Origin of the sequence: Methanolobus halotolerans, from assembly GCF_004745425.1 — an archaeon.
Classification (GTDB): domain Archaea; phylum Halobacteriota; class Methanosarcinia; order Methanosarcinales; family Methanosarcinaceae; genus Methanolobus; species Methanolobus halotolerans.
This window is the reverse complement of sequence record NZ_PGGK01000002.1, coordinates 44399-59247: the sequence shown is the minus strand read 5'-3', so window position 1 is coordinate 59247 and position 14849 is coordinate 44399. Positions and strand designations below refer to the sequence as shown.

Genomic DNA, 14849 nt, shown 5'->3' with positions numbered 1-14849 from the left:
CTTTCAGATGCCATTCAGTTATTTATTTTTTTGCAGAGCAGTTGTATCTGTGGTGCTGCTTGTACTCCATAGGTTTTCCGGGATTCCAGCTACTTACGTGTCCATAGTAGCCGGTGATCCTGGATATACGATCAACCACTCTATCTCCGCAAAGCAGGCATTTTTCGTTCTTGAAGAGTGTGGTATGTTCGTTCACGCAGACAGAAAATCCGGGGACAGGCAAAAATATGCAAACCCTGTTCCTGTAAGTTTTCTGATGAATTTGCTCAGGCCGCCGGGGTCCGGCGTAGTCCCACTCTCATGATCAAATATGTGTATCGGGGCCCAAAAAGTACCCCGGAGAAAATCAGTTTAAATATTTGAAAACAAATATAGGAAAATGTAGGGAGATCTGTTCTCCCTTCTATAATGTTATTTTTTGAAATTCTCTACACTGTCAACTATTTTACTGAATTCCCGGGACCATTCAAGATCCTTGTCTCCTTCTAGATGGACCCTCCCCATATCCTCAATTTCTGCAAGTGCAGGGTCGATGGGTAATTCTCCGATGATATTTACATTAAAATCGGCTGCAGCCTTTTCAACTCCGCCTGTTCCGTAAATATCTATTTTTTCTTTACAGTGCGGGCATTTCATAGCACCCATGTTCTCCACAATACCGATAACAGGCACTTTGAGCATATGTGCAAATGTAAGGGACTTCCTGACACTCAGCAGAGCTACATCCTGGGGAGTGGTTACGACAACAGCACCGTCAAGTTTCTCGATCAGCTGTGCAATGCTCAGTGGCTCATCACCGGTTCCGGGAGGCAGGTCAATGAACAGGTAATCAAGTTTTCCCCATGAGACCTCTTCAAGGAACTGTTTGATAGCTGCCATCTTTGCGGGTCCTCTCCATATTATGGGTGAGTCCCTGTCCTCTACAAGGAGCGCTATTGACATAACCTTCAGGTTCTCGGTCACAGATATGGGGATAATGCCTTCCTCGTCCACGCCAGGTCTTTCGTTCTCTATCCCGAACATCTTGGGAATACTTGGCCCGTGTATATCAGCATCGAGGAGACCTACTTTGTATCCACGCTCCGCAAGGCGTGCGGCAAGATTTGCGGCAATGGTGCTTTTACCCACGCCTCCCTTACCGCTCATGACCATTATCTTATTCTTAATAGCTCTCATCTTTTTAACAAGCTTTGATTCCTTTGGTTTCTCAAGCAAAGCTTCGGGGCTCTGGATATTTTGTGCCATTTAATTTCCTCTTTGAAAAATGATGCTTTGTATTTGTCATGCTCATATTTGAGTGAATAACTTTTATGTGGATAAGAATCATTGATGTTCCTTTCCGGTGTTAATGTAATTACCACCCGCAATCTCAATGGCCTTGCCTGTTGTAAGCGCCAGTGCCACTTTCTTCCTTGCCTGCTGCAGGTCTTCCCAGAAAGCGCGCCTTGAAACTCCCATTTTAAAAGCTGCTTCTTCCTGTGTCATTCCATCAACATCGACAAGTCTTAGTGCTTCAAGTTCCTCTACTGCAAGGGATACGGTTTCAAGCTCTTTGAGTGGGACGCCTCTTGGTTTGAAGTAAAAGACTTCAGGGGAGCATTCAACTCTTCTCGGGGACCTGGGTCTGCCTCTACACTTCATTAGTTCTCCTGAAGGATATATCGATATTTAAAGTTTATCCGTAACTATTATGTACTTATTCTCTTATGCTCTAAATAGCCAGGTAAACACAGGGGATCTATTAGATGAAATATGCCAGCAGACTTAACAATCCCAGTACTATGCAGAATCTGGCAAAATCAAATTTCTGTGCTATTTTTATAAAGGCATCTATACTCAGTATCCCAAAGATAAAAGCAAAGCACAACGCAATCAGTGAATTCGCATCAATGGTCAACATGCCCATCATTGCAATCCCCACATCGGCTACCAGTACTGTAGGTATGCTCATAAGGAAACTAAGTCTGAGGGCCTGAGGGGCCTGAAAGTTTCTCAGTAGCAATGATGAGACTGTGATCCCGGATCGGCTGATGCCCGGGAGTGCGGCAAATCCCTGGGCGATTCCTGTGACAAGGGAGTCGCCGAATAATGGTATATGTTTTTTCGTATCCCTCGCTGAAGCGGTTATCTGCAGAACACCTGTGAATATCAGGAGCAATCCAATAAATGCAGTCGCAATTTTGCCTGAAAATTCTGTGATGTTAGTTGCAAGGACTATTAAAGGTAGTCCGACGAGGCCTGTAAGCAGAGTCGAGATGATAAGGAAACTGATCAAAGGCTGCTCTTGTTTGTTACCTGACTTCACATTTCTCACATACCCGGGTATGCCATACAGAATTTCCAGGAGATCCTTTCTGAAGTATATAGCTGCTGAGAAAAGTGTTCCGGTATGCAGCCATATGGAGATAGGGAGGGCTTCTGCGAACGTCTTGCCGAAAACATTGATCATTACAAGGGATGTCATGCCTTCGCTGCTTATGGGCAGCCACTCCGCCACACCCTGGACTATGCCCAGTACAACTGCTTCAAAAAGTGTTAACATCGTGCATTATCTTCTCTATTTGTATATATACTGGTTGGTTCTTTTAAATTTTGCTTTATTGAGTGGAAATACATAACTATTGTGGGTTAAGCTTTTATATTTTAACTCTTATGTACATAATAACTACTTAGAAGTGATTGATATTTGTATTTCGATCTCAATAAGAAATAACCCAGGTTCAAAGAATGGTCAAAGAAATGAAAGTGTGTATCACATCTATGTCAGACAATCTTGAGGCTTCGATAGACCCTCATTTTGGAAGATGTAGATATTTTGTCATTGCAGACCCCGATTCAATGGAGTTCGAGTCATTTGAGAATGCCGGCTCTTCAGGTCCGGGGGGAGCCGGGGTGCAGGCGGCGCAGCAAATGATCAACAGAGGTGTAACAGCTCTCATAACCGGAAGTGTCGGTCCGAATGCATTCTCACTTCTCTCTGCCGAAGGTGTTGAGGTATTAATGGCCGCCGAAGGCTCTGTTGCGGAAGCTGTTTCAGCTTACAGGACCGGCTCCCTGAAAAAATTAGAGGCACCAAATTCTCCTGGCAAAAAATGACGATGATTCCATGCCAGGCGCCTCTAAATGTGCATATATCCGGTATAATGGATATTTCAGTCAGTTAGTATCTATGCATTAGACTAAATTCATATTTTGACATAAAATAAATTATAAGGTGATATAATGAAAATAAGCATACCATCAATGGGACAAGGCGGAACGGATGATGTAGTTGGCCAGCATTTTGGAAAGGTGCCTGCCTACACTGTCTATGATACGGAAACAGGGGAATTCTCTGTTATCCCGAACACAAGTGAACACAATGGGGGCACAGGTCTCCCGCCGGAACTCATGGCTGAATCCGGCGTGGAATTAATGCTCTGTGGCGGGCTTGGTAAAAAGGCTGTTGTAATGTTCGAACAGTTCGGGATAGATGTTTTTGTCGGTGCATCAGGTAAGGTGGCAGATGCCATAGATGCCTGGAAGGCCGGCAAGCTTTCAAAAGCAACGCATGATAATGCATGTGGTGGTCATGATCATGATCACAGCCATGATCATGCACACTGCCATTGAAATGATTTAAAGGTAAAAGTGCATGAAGATTGCCGTCGCAAGTGGCAAAGGTGGCACTGGCAAGACAACAGTGGCAGTCAATCTTGCCTTGTCAATAGGCAAAGTACAACTAATTGACTGCGACGTAGAGGAGCCTGACTGCAATCTTTTCCTCCGGTCAGATATTGACAAGTATCAGGATGTGATCCTCCCAGTTCCCCGGGTGGACGGGAACAAATGTATTCAATGCGGCAAATGCGTACAATTTTGCCAGTATAATGCCCTTGCAGTTCTTTCCAGTGGTCCCATGCTCTTCCCGCAACTATGTCATGGATGCGGAGGGTGCATGCTTATCTGTCCGGAAAATGCCATAACTGAAGACGAGCGGATAACAGGTGTCATTGAGCGAAGCAGGTCTGATGCCAGGATCGATCTCTGGCAAGGTGAACTCTTCACAGGTGAGCCCATGGCATCTCCTGTGATCAGGCAGTTAAAGACCAATATCAGGGAGGGGGAGGGCGAAGTTGTAATTATTGATTCTCCTCCCGGGACTGCCTGTCCTGTTATTGCCTCACTCAGGGATGTCGACTATTGTATACTTGTAACAGAACCTACGCCTTTTGGTCTCAATGATCTTATGCTTGCAGTGGAGGTTGTAAGGCAGATGGGTATTCCTTTTGGGGTCATCATTAACCGTAATGGTATGGGTTATGACGGGGTTGAGGTGTACTGTAACTCCGGGGATATCCCTGTTTTGATGAAGATCCCTGATAAGAGGCAGATAGCTGTCCTGTATTCAGAAGGTATCCCGTTTGTAATGCAAATGACTGAATGGAAAGGACATTTCCTGAAAATGTTCGAGGATGTCTGCAGGCAGATTCTGAGTACTAAGGAGAACTGAGATGGTAAAACAGGTCACTATAATAAGTGGTAAAGGCGGTACCGGAAAGACTACAATCAGCTCGGCATTTGCTTCCCTTGCCGAGAATGCCGTCATAGCCGACTGTGATGTGGACGCAGCTGACATGCATTTGATCATGGGTCCGAACATACTGGAAACAAACGATTTCTACGGCCTCAAAGTGGCAGATATCAACCCTGATATATGCACTTATTGTGGCATCTGTCGGGAATCCTGCAGTTTCGGTGCAATTGGCCGGGATATTCGCGTGGATGTGTTCGGCTGTGAAGGGTGCGCTGTCTGTGAATATGTCTGCCCGTCCGGCGCTATCAGGATGGTCGACAGGAAAGCAGGAGAAGTTTTTAGTTCAGTGACACGGTTCGGACCAATGGCACATGCAAAACTGGGGATCGGTGAAGAGGCCAGTGGAAAACTGGTGTCGGCTGTCAGGACCACTGCCAGTGAACTGGCCATGAAGTATGGTAAGGATCTCATTATAATCGATGGTCCGCCGGGAACCGGCTGTTCTGTTATTGCTGCAATAACAGGTGTTGACCTGGTTCTTATTGTAACAGAACCCACTGTTTCGGGCATGCATGATCTGGAACGGGTGCTAGAAGTGGTGAACCATTTCCGGATACCTGCACTTGTCTGCGTCAATAAATATAACATCAACGAATGTAACACTCAGATGATCCGGGATTATTGCAGAGATCGAAAAGTAGGGATAATTGGTGTTCTTCCCTATGACCGAACGCCGACAGACGCCATGCTGGAAGGAAAGACAGTTATTGAATATGCATGTGGCGGCTTTAGTTCTAATGTCCATGATATGTGGGAAAATATCCGGGACTGCCTGTTTGCCGAAAAGTGTTCTGTGTTTCGGAGCTAAAGAACCTTCGAGATGAACTTGTACGGATGTGGGATAAAGATGAAATGTGCATTCTGTGATGAAAAAGAATGTTATGAAGGCAGGGATTGTGTAGGTCTGGCAGAGGATATAAGCTACGAGGGCTCTGATCTTAAGTCCATGCGAATCTCTGCCTCTATCGAAGCACGTTACTATATGCAAAAAACAAGACTCGAGGAAATGATCAGGTATTCGCAGGAAATGGGGTACGAGAAGCTGGGTCTTGCATTCTGTGTGGGACTTGAAAAAGAAGCAAAGATCATCCAGAGGATTCTCGAAAGGGATTTCAGGGTATTTTCTGTCTGCTGCAAGGTTTCCGGGATAGATAAAAGCGAATACGATCTCGAAAAACTGCGTCCCGGCAGTTTCGATCCTACCTGCAATCCCCTCGCACAGGCAATACTGCTCAACAACAAGAAAACACAGCTCAATATAATCATTGGTCTTTGTATCGGTCACGATATACTTTTCACACAGCATTCAACTGCTCCGGTAACAACACTGATAGTCAAGGATCGGGTACTTGCACACAACCCGGCAGGTGCGATCTACTCCGGCTATTACTTGAAGAAAAGGTTCGGCCTGGATGAATAAAGAGGTATAATTATGAAACTGACTGTAGTTTACGACAATGAGGCAAAAGACGATCTGCAGGGAGGCTGGGGTTTTTCCTGTTTCATTGAAACTCCCGGGAAGAACATCCTGTTCGATACCGGATGGGACGGCCATCTGCTTCTGGGGAACATGGGCAGGCTCTCGATATCTCCGCAGGATGCAGATGTGCTTGTACTATCTCATCAGCACTGGGACCATATGGGGGGAATGACTACTTTTCTTAATGCAAGCTCTGGTGTGGAGGCGTATGTGCCGGCAGGTTTTTCTGCTAACCTCAAAAAAGAAATTTCTTCAAGATGTGAAAGTCTCCATGAGGTAAAGGGTTCTCGGGATATATGCAAAGGTGTCTTTACAACAGGCGAACTTGGAAAAGAGATAAAAGAGCAGTCTCTGATCGTTGATTCTGGCAGAGGTCTTTTAGTTATTGCTGGCTGTTCTCACCCGGGGCTTGCTGCGATACTAGGTGCAGCATCTGCTTTTGGTGAGGTTACGGGTATAATTGGAGGTCTGCACGACAGCAAGGAATATGGTCTGTTAGCTGGGATGCAACTCATTGGTGCCGGTCACTGTACTGCACATAAGGACCGTATCCTTGAGCTGTATCCTGATGCTTTTACGGATATATTCGCAGGGTATGTCCTGGAGATGTGACCTGTCATCGGTTTTGTGGCAGATATTTTTTAAAAAGGGATCAAGGTGCATTTGCTTACTAATGATAGTATTTTTAATAGTGTGCTTTTCGTTTTTATATATGCAATTTTGAATTTACTGCTTATTTTCAATTACCTGTAGTGATTAATTATTATAATAAAAAATAGTGAAGTATATTCGTAATCCTTTTATCCGGGCAGAACAGATATTTCTACAGGAAAAGATATGGTACATTCAGCTAATGGAAGTCCGGGCACTTTTGCACATGTGGTGCAATCAATCCCCAATTATTCCGAAATCATCATCCTGATGTTGATCATGCTATTGTTGTGGATGTCCTCTGATGATATTGCGGACTTTGTGTATCTGATGCGTGATGTATTCTTGTACCACGGCGGTCCGTAAATATAATACTCAGATGCCATAAAATGGCATAAACTTCAGTCAATCCTGGAAAAGGTATATCATTTAAAACCATATATTCCAGTATTGGGGTATTTACGTGGTAGAAACTACTGCTTATATAAACAGGATAGGGATATTATCCCTGGGTAAAATAGTCGGACTAATATATGCACTTTTCGGACTTATAGTAGGGGGATTGATGGCTCTTTTCTCTGTACTGGGGGGTGTGGCCATGCAAGGTTTCATGAGTTACAGTGCAATGAATATGTTCTTTGGTATCGGCTCGATAATAATTTTCCCGATATTCTACGGAATAATGGGTTTTATTGTCGGGATACTGGTTGCATGGTTCTATAATATTATATCTGGCTGGGTCGGTGGACTCAAAATAGAAGTCCGGACCTGAGCAGCAAATGCAGTATGAAACAGAATGCTATCTGTTTCATGCCCCTCCTGATGGATATTCTCTCAAACTTTTTTTGCTCAAGTATGCTGCATCCATGCTTGACCTGTGTCCGGGGCTCTTTCCCGGGATAGTGTGTGCTTTTTTAAGATTGATCGATGGCCAGTACTTTCAGATAATGTATACGAAAATTACTTTAAGCCTTTTTAACAAACATTCTACTGAATTGCGGAGTTGCTGTAAATGGTGAGCATTGAGTATTTGGCATCGTTTGGCTCTAGTCTGCTGACACTGTTCGAAACGCTGTTGAAGGTCGTGGGTATACTACTGATTTTCTATGGCGGTGTACTTGCAGCCGGTGAGATTATTTTGTATGAGGTACGCAAGAAGCCTTATTCCTATGCACATATCAGGAGAATGTTCACTGACAGGATTCTGTTCGGGCTTGAGTTCCTCATAGCTGCGGATGTTATGGTCACTGTTAGAGAGCCCGAACTTGGGGAAATTCTGCTTCTGGGGGCGATAGTTGTGATAAGGTCTGTCCTTGGTTATTTCCTTACAAAGGAGATGTCGGAGTACCATTTTAAACAGTAAATGTGTGGAGTATTTTTGGGGTGCCTCCACAAATAACTCCTTTTTTTGGTATGGAGTCACAAACACTATATACTTCCTATGGTAATGTTATTTTCATGCAGGAAATCACAGGACTCGAGCTCTCTCCGAAAAAAGTGGAATACTTAAAGTTTCTCTTTAAAAAGGGGGAGTTGGTGCGGACTACTGATATATCTTCACAGTTAGGTGTGGATCCCTCTACTTCTACAAAGACTCTGGGTGATCTTGCTGAGTCTGGATATGTGGATCATATTCCTTACCGGGGAGTAAGACTGACCGATGTGGGCGCCCGATATGCTGAATTCCTTATCAACAGGCATAATATACTGAGTCTGATGCTGACTCATTATGGCCTGTCTTCTGAGGATGCATGTGAGGAAGCATCAAGGTTCGAGTCATTTGTTTCCAGGTCTGCGGTTGACCGTATATGCAGTTCCATGGGTCATCCCACGGTTGGTGTATGTGGTAAGATCGGACATGTTTCGTGTGATATTTCCTGATATCTTTATCTATCTTATATTTGGTATCTATCCAAACAATTTGTAGTGAGTAAAAACAAGAGGAAATCTGATGATCAGAAGAAAATTGGTATTTGTTATATTTGTGTCTATGTGCCTCGCATTCGTAAGTGGATGTGTTGATGGGCCGGATGTTTCCGCATCGTCTGCGGACAAACCTGTTGTGGTGGTAAGCATTCTGCCAGAAGCAGAGTTCGTAGAACAGATTGCAGGAGATCAGGCTAAGGTAATAGTTATGGTTCCTTCCGGGGCCGATCCGCATTCATATGAAGTGACTCCGGGACAACTCAGGGAGCTTAGTGATGCTGATATGTATGTTAAGGTCGGTTCAGGTCTGTCCTTTGAGAACGTATGGATGGACCGTTTAATTGCAGTGAACCCTGACATGCATATCGTTGATGCCTCAAATGGTATACAGCTGAGGACCATGGAATCCCATTCTCATGAAGAAGCCGAAGAAGAACATGAAGATGAAAGTGAGGGCGAACATGTGGAAGGAGATCATACTGAAGAAGCCTCCGGATCCAGGGATCCTCATATATGGACATCTCCTAAGAATGCACAGATGATGGTGGAGAATATCTATGAGGGTATGGTCGAAATAGATCCTGAAAATGGAGATATGTATGCACAGAACAGGGATGCCTATATTGCAGAACTGGAGGCTGCAGATGCAGATGTTCGGAAAGCACTTGAAGGAAAAGAAGGGAGTAGCTTCCTTGTTTATCATCCCTCATGGGGTTATTTTGCTGACGACTATGGTCTTGAACAGATATCTGTTGAGGTAGAAGGCAAAGAACCAAGTGTCCAGGATATGAGGAACCTGATCGATATTGCCAGGGAAGAGGATATCAAGGTCATATTCGTACAGTCGGGTTTTAGTACTTCGAGTGCGCAGACAATAGCTGATGCGATAGATGGTGAGGTTGTAGAGGTCGACCCGCTGGCAAAGGATTATATAGATAATCTTGCAAAAGTAACAGCAGCATTTGAAAAAGGGCTGGCATGAAATGGTTGAAGTGATCGATCTCAAGGATATCTGGGTAAGTTATGATAGAATTCCCGTGCTCGAAGCAGTGAATCTTGCCGTTGAGGACAAGGATTTCCTTGCCATCATCGGCCCCAACGGGGGAGGTAAAAGCACCCTTCTCAAGGTAATCCTTGGATTGGTCAGGCCTGACAGGGGTTCAGTAAAACTCCTGGGCGGCAATCCGAAAAAGACCCGGAAATATGTAGGGTATGTTCCTCAGTACATCTCTTCCAATCTTGAATTTCCGATTAGTGTGTGGGAGGTGGTTCTCATGGGTCGCCTGAGCCATAAAGGCCCTTTCAGCTCATTTAATGAGGAGGACAAAAAGGCCGCCGAAGAGGCTCTTAAAACAGTAAATATGCTCGAGTTCAGGGACCGGCAGATTGGCGAGTTGTCTGGTGGCCAGAAACAAAGGGTTTTTATTGCCAGATCACTTGTAACCCATCCAAAATTACTCATTCTGGATGAACCTTCGACCGGTGTTGATTCGAAGACGCAGAAAGAATTCTATGAACTTCTCAACAGACTCAAATCAAAGATTGCCATCCTGATGGTCACTCATGATATGAGTGCTCTTTCGGTCTATGTGGACAAGGTTGCATGCCTGAACAAGAAATTATACTATCACAATTCTAAGGAGATAAGTCCTGATGATCTTGAAGCCGTATACCAGTGTCCGGTCGAGCTGATAGCACACGGTGTGCCACACCGGGTTTTAAAGATACACTGAACGGTGCTGGAAATGCTGGAAATACTTCAGTACGGTTTCATGCAGAATGCTCTTGTGGGGGCCATTCTTGCCAGTATAGCATGTGGCATAATAGGCGTGTATGTTGTTGTCAAAAGAATCGTTTTTATAAGCGGTGGTATATCCCACGCCTCATTCGGGGGGATCGGTATTGGTTATTACCTTGGCATAAATCCTCTGTACGGGCTGATACCTTTCAGCCTGCTCTCGGCTGTTGTCATGGGGCTTGTCAGCAAGAGGTCAAAGGTTGCAGAAGACACAATTATTGGCATCCTGTGGTCGCTGGGTATGGCAATCGGTATTATCCTGATTTATCTGACCCCCGGATATGCACCTGATCTTATGTCTTACCTCTTCGGGAATATACTAACTGTGCCACGTCTGGACATCTATCTGATGTTCGCACTTGATATAGTGATAATCGTCCTGGTATATGCATTCTATAAAGAGTTCATGGCCCTGTGCTTTGATGAGGAATTCGCCAAGGTGGCAGGCATCGATGTAGAACGCCTGTACTTATTATTGCTTTGTCTTATAGCATTGACAATTGTCCTGCTTATAAAGGTGGTAGGGATAATTCTGATTATCGCACTCCTGACGATGCCTGCAACCCTGAGCCGTCATTACACAAACAATCTCCGGAAGATGATGTATCTTTCAATCTTCTTTGGCGCACTCTTTAGTGTCGTGGGACTGTTCCTTTCATACACATTTGATGTACCGTCGGGTGCAACGATCATCCTTGTTATGTCAACAGTATATATGTTGCATTTCCTGTACGACGGACTAAAACCAAGAAGAATTGGCTGAGCAGTCTTATCTGCTCATCAGTTCTTTTACTTTTTCCAGAACCAGTATGGCATCTTGTTTTTTAAGGTCTGTTTCTTTATCCCTGCAATAAGCCAAAAGTCGGGAGGCTTTTTCCCCTGAAATAATCATTTGTTTTGAAGCCTCTTCTGTTATCCCAAAGTAACTCCTTTCTCCGTAATGGGTCCTTTTGGCAAGATCGATCAGCAGCCTGCAGCTTTCCTCGTCGATGATCCCTTCATGAGATGCTGCCTTTAGGGTCTCCCTGATATTCACCATTGGTGATGATACCGGTTCGAAGGTATCGGGATTTGTCGCCACGGCCACTTCGTCATCATCTTCGATCACTCCGTCCCTGTATAGTCCGTAAATCTTCCCTACTCCGATCATGCCGTGGACATCAAGTTCGGAAGCACGCAGGGCACCCATGCTACAACCTCCGATGATTGTAACTCCTGCTTCTATGGCTCTGATGATCTCCTTATGTGCCACAGCGGACCTGCTGAAGAATACACCGTCAATGATGCCTATCAGCTTGTACCCTTCCCTGACTGCCTTTTCGACATTACCTCTGAAAACCGGGGGGTGAAAGGTGGCCTCGCCAAGTATATTCTTTGCATCATGGTGGCTGATGCTTGTACCTGTGAATACCAGTGTTTTGAGCTTGCTTTTGTTCATTTTCGTGTTCTGTGTTTCCAGGGACGTTCTTCACGCGTCATTTTCCGTTTTTTTCCTGCCTTTGCTCTCTGTCCTAAACGCTCTCTGTCGAGTGTATACATCTCAAAGGATGGGATGATGGCTCTCACTACGGGAACAGGGATACTCTCCCTTGAAAGGTCCACCACTATCACACTGTCAACTACTTTTCTGAGCTGGTCGAGTACGGTCTCGATGTCTTCGGCAGGGCTTTTTTTTGACAGGTCTTTCATCTGTGCTACTGTGGTCTTATTACCCTCTTCGTACCAGTACCTGTTCATGCGCTTTATTCTTTCATACCCTATTTCCCTGACGAACTTCTCTCGCTCGGTATCCTCCCGGGCACCATGTATCTGCACCACTCTGGACTGCGCGGCTTCTGTGAGTGCCCTTCTGACTGCTATCTCCGGTCTCAGATGTGAACCTGCACCCATTACAAGCAGTGCGGGGTCCTTCAGTCTTATATCATCGGTGGCAGCGACAATGGTCGTTATCTCGGTATCATGGGGTAGAAGCCAGAGCTTAACATCCACTCCGTTATCATTGAACTTTTGCAGCAGTTCATAGTTGTCTCCGTCCTCTTTGGAGAGGATGACCTTTTTCCCGGGGTACCTGTTAAATTCCGCAGTACTCAGGGCGTCCCTTTCAATGACCTCAAGCAGTCCGTGAAGTATCGCTTCCTCCAGAACATTTCCTGCGGCAAGGCCATTGGTGTTCGTCCTGAAGAGTTTTATTGTTCTGCCCGGTGCGTCATAGGGGTGGTATACTGCATTTGCAGGAACTGCAACCTCTTCTTTTTTCAGGAGGTCCCATCCACTGATCCATTCGACAAGATTTTCCTGGGAATATGTCTCTGACATCAGCAGGGATGCAGGGTCTACTGCAGGTCCATGCTCGGATATCTCCTCATATGTGACAATGGTATGCGGTGCAGAAATATCCTCTCTGACGTCCTTATTCAGTCCATTTCTCTCAGAAAGACATCTTTCATAGCTCTCCATCATGGCCGAGATCCTTGCCTGGTTCTCTGTAATACCCTTGCCGGAGTATACGGATATGGCTCCTTCTGCGGCACTTGGTCTTATTGTAGAGAAAACAGGTATGCCCAATCTGTCAAGGTCAGTGATGCCGGCCACCCTGGTGACTCCTATGCTGCTGAGTCCGCGTTTTGCTTTTTCCAGGGTTTCTGCCTCACCAAAAATACGTTGAGTGCCTTTAGTATATGAAAGTGATCTGTTAATTGTAATCTCTGGCATATTCAGCCAAAGTCTCCTGCATATATTATATTTCTTGCGATATCTCTGGTTTTAAGCATGCATTTCAGCCTTCTCCAAAATACATATATAGTTTGAACACTTATAGTTGTGTTTACCGGTAGAATGGCTATAAATATTCTAACAAGGTTATATATCTTGTATAAATTATCCGGTATATTTAAAGAAATGAGAGACAGGAGGATATTATGAGAGACAATAAATGCAGAAGACAGTCCTGCACCCACGAGCGTCTGAAAAAGGATTTCCATGCTGTTGTCGATGGAATCTCAAAAGACAAACTCAGTGCAGAGGAAATGGATCTCTGCCGCTTTATGGTAGGCGGCATGCAGGCAAAATAGGCCTGCAAAACTATTTTTATTTTCCAGACATAAGGACTTCCATGTATGATGTTCATTCCGTCAGGGAAGACTTTCCTGTTCTAAAAAATGTGATCTACCTGGATAACGCAGCCACTACTCAGACTCCTGTGCCTGCTGTCAGGGCGATGGAAGAATACTTTTTCAGGTATGCAGGTAATCATGGAAGGGGAGCACACAGGCTTGCCCGTGAAACCACTGATCATTATGAAGATGCACGGGAGAGTGTCGCACATTTTTTAAAAACGGATGCTAAAAGAACGGTTTTTACAGGAAATGCAACTGAAAGCATCAATATTGTATCCCGCGGCTTCCCCTGGGAAGATGGTGACCATGTTGTCGTAACTCTTGTGGAACATCACTCTAACCTGCTTCCATGGATGCGCCTGAAGGATGAGGGTGTGAACATTACTATCGTCAGGCCTGATATCACAGGCGTCGTTGATCCGGAGGATGTCAGATCGGCTATCAATGACAGGACACGTTTGATCGCGGTAAACCATATATCAAATGTTTTCGGCTCCAGGCAGGACATAACTAAGATAATCCGTTCAGCTCACAGGGAGGATGTAAGAGTACTTGTGGACGGGTCCCAGTCGGCAGGCCATGTTCCCCTGGATATCAATTCAATGGACCCGGATTTCTTTGCAACTCCGGGTCACAAAGGCCTGCTGGGTCCTCAGGGTACGGGCATACTCTACATAAAAGAACCGGATATGATCGAGCCAATGTTCGTAGGGGGGGGAATGGTTCGCTCAGTGACGGATTCCTGCTATGAGGCAGAACCATGTCCTGCTAAATTCGAAGCAGGAACTCCGAACATGCCAGGTGTTATTGGTCTTGGAAGGGCAGTGGAATATGTAAGGAATATCGGTGTTGACATGATCGAAAAGCATGAACTCTCACTTGCCAGGGATGCTGCATCACGACTTGCCGGTATCGATGGTGTCGAAGTGTATGGTCCCCGCGACAGGGCTTCTGTTGTCTCCTTTAATGTAAAGGGGATGAACGCTCATGATGTTGCCATGATCCTTGACCAGACTAAAAAGATATGTGTGCGAAGTGGTTATCATTGTGCGATACCTGGAATAGATCTTCTTGGCGTTGACGGAACTGTGCGGGCATCGTTTGCATTATATAATACTCAGGAAGAAGTCGATATACTTGTTGAAACTGTCTCAAACATAGCTTCGCTCGTTGCGTAAACTTTGATGCCATGTGTTGAATGCCTGTTTACTCATTGCGTTCAGCAGAGAGTATTTCAGGAGGAATAAGAGCACAAACTTATTATGTGCAGTTATTTATATATTAGTAAACCTGGTCGATTTA

The 14849-nt window shown here is 45.0% G+C and carries 21 protein-coding genes; 16 read left to right on the top strand and 5 right to left on the bottom strand.

The genetic code is table 11. The features are described 5' to 3' along the window. The first annotated feature begins 7 nt into the window (after positions 1–7). Positions 8–304: a hypothetical protein gene (locus tag CUN85_RS13690; protein ID WP_235856152.1), complete on the top strand. Its 297-nt coding sequence runs from the start codon at positions 8–10 to the stop codon at positions 302–304. 107 nt (positions 305–411) lie between these two features. Here CUN85_RS13690 and CUN85_RS01900 read toward each other — a convergent pair whose 3' ends face one another. From CUN85_RS01900 to CUN85_RS01890, 3 genes are all read right to left on the bottom strand, one after another. Beyond that, positions 412–1245 carry an Mrp/NBP35 family ATP-binding protein gene (locus tag CUN85_RS01900; protein ID WP_135388462.1) on the bottom strand — a complete coding sequence of 278 codons (834 nt, stop codon included), beginning with the start codon at positions 1243–1245 and terminating at the stop codon, positions 412–414. Between the two features lie 78 nt (positions 1246–1323). After that, positions 1324–1641: a DUF134 domain-containing protein gene (locus tag CUN85_RS01895; RefSeq protein WP_135388461.1), complete on the bottom strand. Its 318-nt coding sequence runs from the start codon at positions 1639–1641 to the stop codon at positions 1324–1326. Between the two features lie 100 nt (positions 1642–1741). After that, a complete protein-coding gene (locus CUN85_RS01890; RefSeq protein WP_135388460.1) occupies positions 1742–2542 on the bottom strand; it encodes an undecaprenyl-diphosphate phosphatase in 801 nt (266 codons plus the stop codon). Between the two features lie 185 nt (positions 2543–2727). Between CUN85_RS01890 and CUN85_RS01885 the strand changes: the two genes are divergently transcribed. The 13 genes from CUN85_RS01885 (at position 2728) to CUN85_RS01825 (ending at position 11194) form a co-directional block, all read left to right on the top strand. Next, positions 2728–3096, top strand: coding sequence for a NifB/NifX family molybdenum-iron cluster-binding protein (locus CUN85_RS01885; RefSeq protein WP_135388459.1), 369 nt, complete (start codon positions 2728–2730; stop codon positions 3094–3096). A gap of 126 nt (positions 3097–3222) precedes the next feature. Further along, positions 3223–3612: a NifB/NifX family molybdenum-iron cluster-binding protein gene (locus CUN85_RS01880; protein ID WP_135388458.1), complete on the top strand. Its 390-nt coding sequence runs from the start codon at positions 3223–3225 to the stop codon at positions 3610–3612. A 22-nt stretch (positions 3613–3634) separates the two neighbouring features. Then, positions 3635–4492, top strand: coding sequence for an ATP-binding protein (locus tag CUN85_RS01875; protein ID WP_135388457.1), 858 nt, complete (start codon positions 3635–3637; stop codon positions 4490–4492). 1 nt (position 4493) lies between these two features. Continuing rightward, positions 4494–5384, top strand: a complete 891-nt coding sequence (locus CUN85_RS01870) for an ATP-binding protein (protein ID WP_135388456.1) — start codon at positions 4494–4496, stop codon at positions 5382–5384. A gap of 39 nt (positions 5385–5423) precedes the next feature. Next, positions 5424–5996: a DUF1847 domain-containing protein gene (locus tag CUN85_RS01865; RefSeq protein ID WP_135388455.1), complete on the top strand. Its 573-nt coding sequence runs from the start codon at positions 5424–5426 to the stop codon at positions 5994–5996. A gap of 12 nt (positions 5997–6008) precedes the next feature. Continuing rightward, on the top strand, positions 6009–6668 hold the full coding sequence (locus CUN85_RS01860; protein WP_205804326.1) for an MBL fold metallo-hydrolase: 660 nt from the start codon (positions 6009–6011) through the stop codon (positions 6666–6668). Positions 6669–6893: 225 nt separating this feature from the next. Beyond that, positions 6894–7073: a hypothetical protein gene (locus CUN85_RS01855; RefSeq protein ID WP_135388453.1), complete on the top strand. Its 180-nt coding sequence runs from the start codon at positions 6894–6896 to the stop codon at positions 7071–7073. A gap of 97 nt (positions 7074–7170) precedes the next feature. Beyond that, positions 7171–7479, top strand: a complete 309-nt coding sequence (locus CUN85_RS01850) for a hypothetical protein (protein ID WP_135388452.1) — start codon at positions 7171–7173, stop codon at positions 7477–7479. A gap of 258 nt (positions 7480–7737) precedes the next feature. Next, entirely contained in the window at positions 7738–8070 is a 333-nt protein-coding gene (locus CUN85_RS01845) for a DUF1622 domain-containing protein (RefSeq protein ID WP_235856151.1), read from the top strand. Between the two features lie 95 nt (positions 8071–8165). Continuing rightward, positions 8166–8588 (top strand): metal-dependent transcriptional regulator, encoded by a 423-nt coding sequence (locus tag CUN85_RS01840; RefSeq protein WP_135388450.1) that lies wholly within the window; start codon positions 8166–8168, stop codon positions 8586–8588. Between the two features lie 70 nt (positions 8589–8658). After that, on the top strand, positions 8659–9615 hold the full coding sequence (locus CUN85_RS01835) for a metal ABC transporter solute-binding protein, Zn/Mn family (protein ID WP_135388449.1): 957 nt from the start codon (positions 8659–8661) through the stop codon (positions 9613–9615). A gap of 1 nt (position 9616) precedes the next feature. Continuing rightward, the gene (locus tag CUN85_RS01830) at positions 9617–10366 is read left to right on the top strand and encodes a metal ABC transporter ATP-binding protein (RefSeq protein ID WP_135388448.1); all 750 of its coding nucleotides are present in this window, start codon (positions 9617–9619) and stop codon (positions 10364–10366) included. A 12-nt stretch (positions 10367–10378) separates the two neighbouring features. Further along, positions 10379–11194 carry a metal ABC transporter permease gene (locus tag CUN85_RS01825; RefSeq protein ID WP_135388447.1) on the top strand — a complete coding sequence of 272 codons (816 nt, stop codon included), beginning with the start codon at positions 10379–10381 and terminating at the stop codon, positions 11192–11194. Positions 11195–11200: 6 nt separating this feature from the next. Here CUN85_RS01825 and CUN85_RS01820 read toward each other — a convergent pair whose 3' ends face one another. Continuing rightward, the gene (locus CUN85_RS01820; RefSeq protein WP_135388446.1) at positions 11201–11869 is read right to left on the bottom strand and encodes a TfuA-related McrA-glycine thioamidation protein; all 669 of its coding nucleotides are present in this window, start codon (positions 11867–11869) and stop codon (positions 11201–11203) included. Beyond that, the gene (locus tag CUN85_RS01815; RefSeq protein WP_135388445.1) at positions 11866–13143 is read right to left on the bottom strand and encodes a YcaO-related McrA-glycine thioamidation protein; all 1278 of its coding nucleotides are present in this window, start codon (positions 13141–13143) and stop codon (positions 11866–11868) included. Before CUN85_RS01815 ends, CUN85_RS01820 begins: the two co-directional genes overlap by 4 nt. 206 nt (positions 13144–13349) lie before the next feature. Between CUN85_RS01815 and CUN85_RS12895 the strand changes: the two genes are divergently transcribed. Then, positions 13350–13502, top strand: coding sequence for a hypothetical protein (locus tag CUN85_RS12895; RefSeq protein ID WP_167848756.1), 153 nt, complete (start codon positions 13350–13352; stop codon positions 13500–13502). A 41-nt stretch (positions 13503–13543) separates the two neighbouring features. Continuing rightward, positions 13544–14725: a cysteine desulfurase gene (locus tag CUN85_RS01810; protein WP_135388444.1), complete on the top strand. Its 1182-nt coding sequence runs from the start codon at positions 13544–13546 to the stop codon at positions 14723–14725. Positions 14726–14849: the final 124 nt, after the last annotated feature.

Excerpts from the sequence above, each read along its gene's own strand:
- CUN85_RS13690 (WP_235856152.1), top strand. The coding sequence starts at position 8 with ATGCCATTCAGTTATTTATTTTTTTGCAGAGCAGTTGTATCTGTGGTG.
- CUN85_RS01900 (WP_135388462.1), bottom strand. The coding sequence starts at position 1,245 with ATGGCACAAAATATCCAGAGCCCCGAAGCTTTGCTTGAGAAACCAAAG.
- CUN85_RS01895 (WP_135388461.1), bottom strand. The coding sequence starts at position 1,641 with ATGAAGTGTAGAGGCAGACCCAGGTCCCCGAGAAGAGTTGAATGCTCC.
- CUN85_RS01890 (WP_135388460.1), bottom strand. The coding sequence starts at position 2,542 with ATGTTAACACTTTTTGAAGCAGTTGTACTGGGCATAGTCCAGGGTGTG.
- CUN85_RS01885 (WP_135388459.1), top strand. The coding sequence starts at position 2,728 with ATGGTCAAAGAAATGAAAGTGTGTATCACATCTATGTCAGACAATCTT.
- CUN85_RS01880 (WP_135388458.1), top strand. The coding sequence starts at position 3,223 with ATGAAAATAAGCATACCATCAATGGGACAAGGCGGAACGGATGATGTA.
- CUN85_RS01875 (WP_135388457.1), top strand. The coding sequence starts at position 3,635 with ATGAAGATTGCCGTCGCAAGTGGCAAAGGTGGCACTGGCAAGACAACA.
- CUN85_RS01870 (WP_135388456.1), top strand. The coding sequence starts at position 4,494 with ATGGTAAAACAGGTCACTATAATAAGTGGTAAAGGCGGTACCGGAAAG.
- CUN85_RS01865 (WP_135388455.1), top strand. The coding sequence starts at position 5,424 with ATGAAATGTGCATTCTGTGATGAAAAAGAATGTTATGAAGGCAGGGAT.
- CUN85_RS01860 (WP_205804326.1), top strand. The coding sequence starts at position 6,009 with ATGAAACTGACTGTAGTTTACGACAATGAGGCAAAAGACGATCTGCAG.
- CUN85_RS01855 (WP_135388453.1), top strand. The coding sequence starts at position 6,894 with ATGGTACATTCAGCTAATGGAAGTCCGGGCACTTTTGCACATGTGGTG.
- CUN85_RS01840 (WP_135388450.1), top strand. The coding sequence starts at position 8,166 with ATGCAGGAAATCACAGGACTCGAGCTCTCTCCGAAAAAAGTGGAATAC.
- CUN85_RS01835 (WP_135388449.1), top strand. The coding sequence starts at position 8,659 with ATGATCAGAAGAAAATTGGTATTTGTTATATTTGTGTCTATGTGCCTC.
- CUN85_RS01830 (WP_135388448.1), top strand. The coding sequence starts at position 9,617 with ATGGTTGAAGTGATCGATCTCAAGGATATCTGGGTAAGTTATGATAGA.
- CUN85_RS01825 (WP_135388447.1), top strand. The coding sequence starts at position 10,379 with ATGCTGGAAATACTTCAGTACGGTTTCATGCAGAATGCTCTTGTGGGG.
- CUN85_RS01820 (WP_135388446.1), bottom strand. The coding sequence starts at position 11,869 with ATGAACAAAAGCAAGCTCAAAACACTGGTATTCACAGGTACAAGCATC.
- CUN85_RS01815 (WP_135388445.1), bottom strand. The coding sequence starts at position 13,143 with ATGCCAGAGATTACAATTAACAGATCACTTTCATATACTAAAGGCACT.
- CUN85_RS12895 (WP_167848756.1), top strand. The coding sequence starts at position 13,350 with ATGAGAGACAATAAATGCAGAAGACAGTCCTGCACCCACGAGCGTCTG.
- CUN85_RS01810 (WP_135388444.1), top strand. The coding sequence starts at position 13,544 with ATGTATGATGTTCATTCCGTCAGGGAAGACTTTCCTGTTCTAAAAAAT.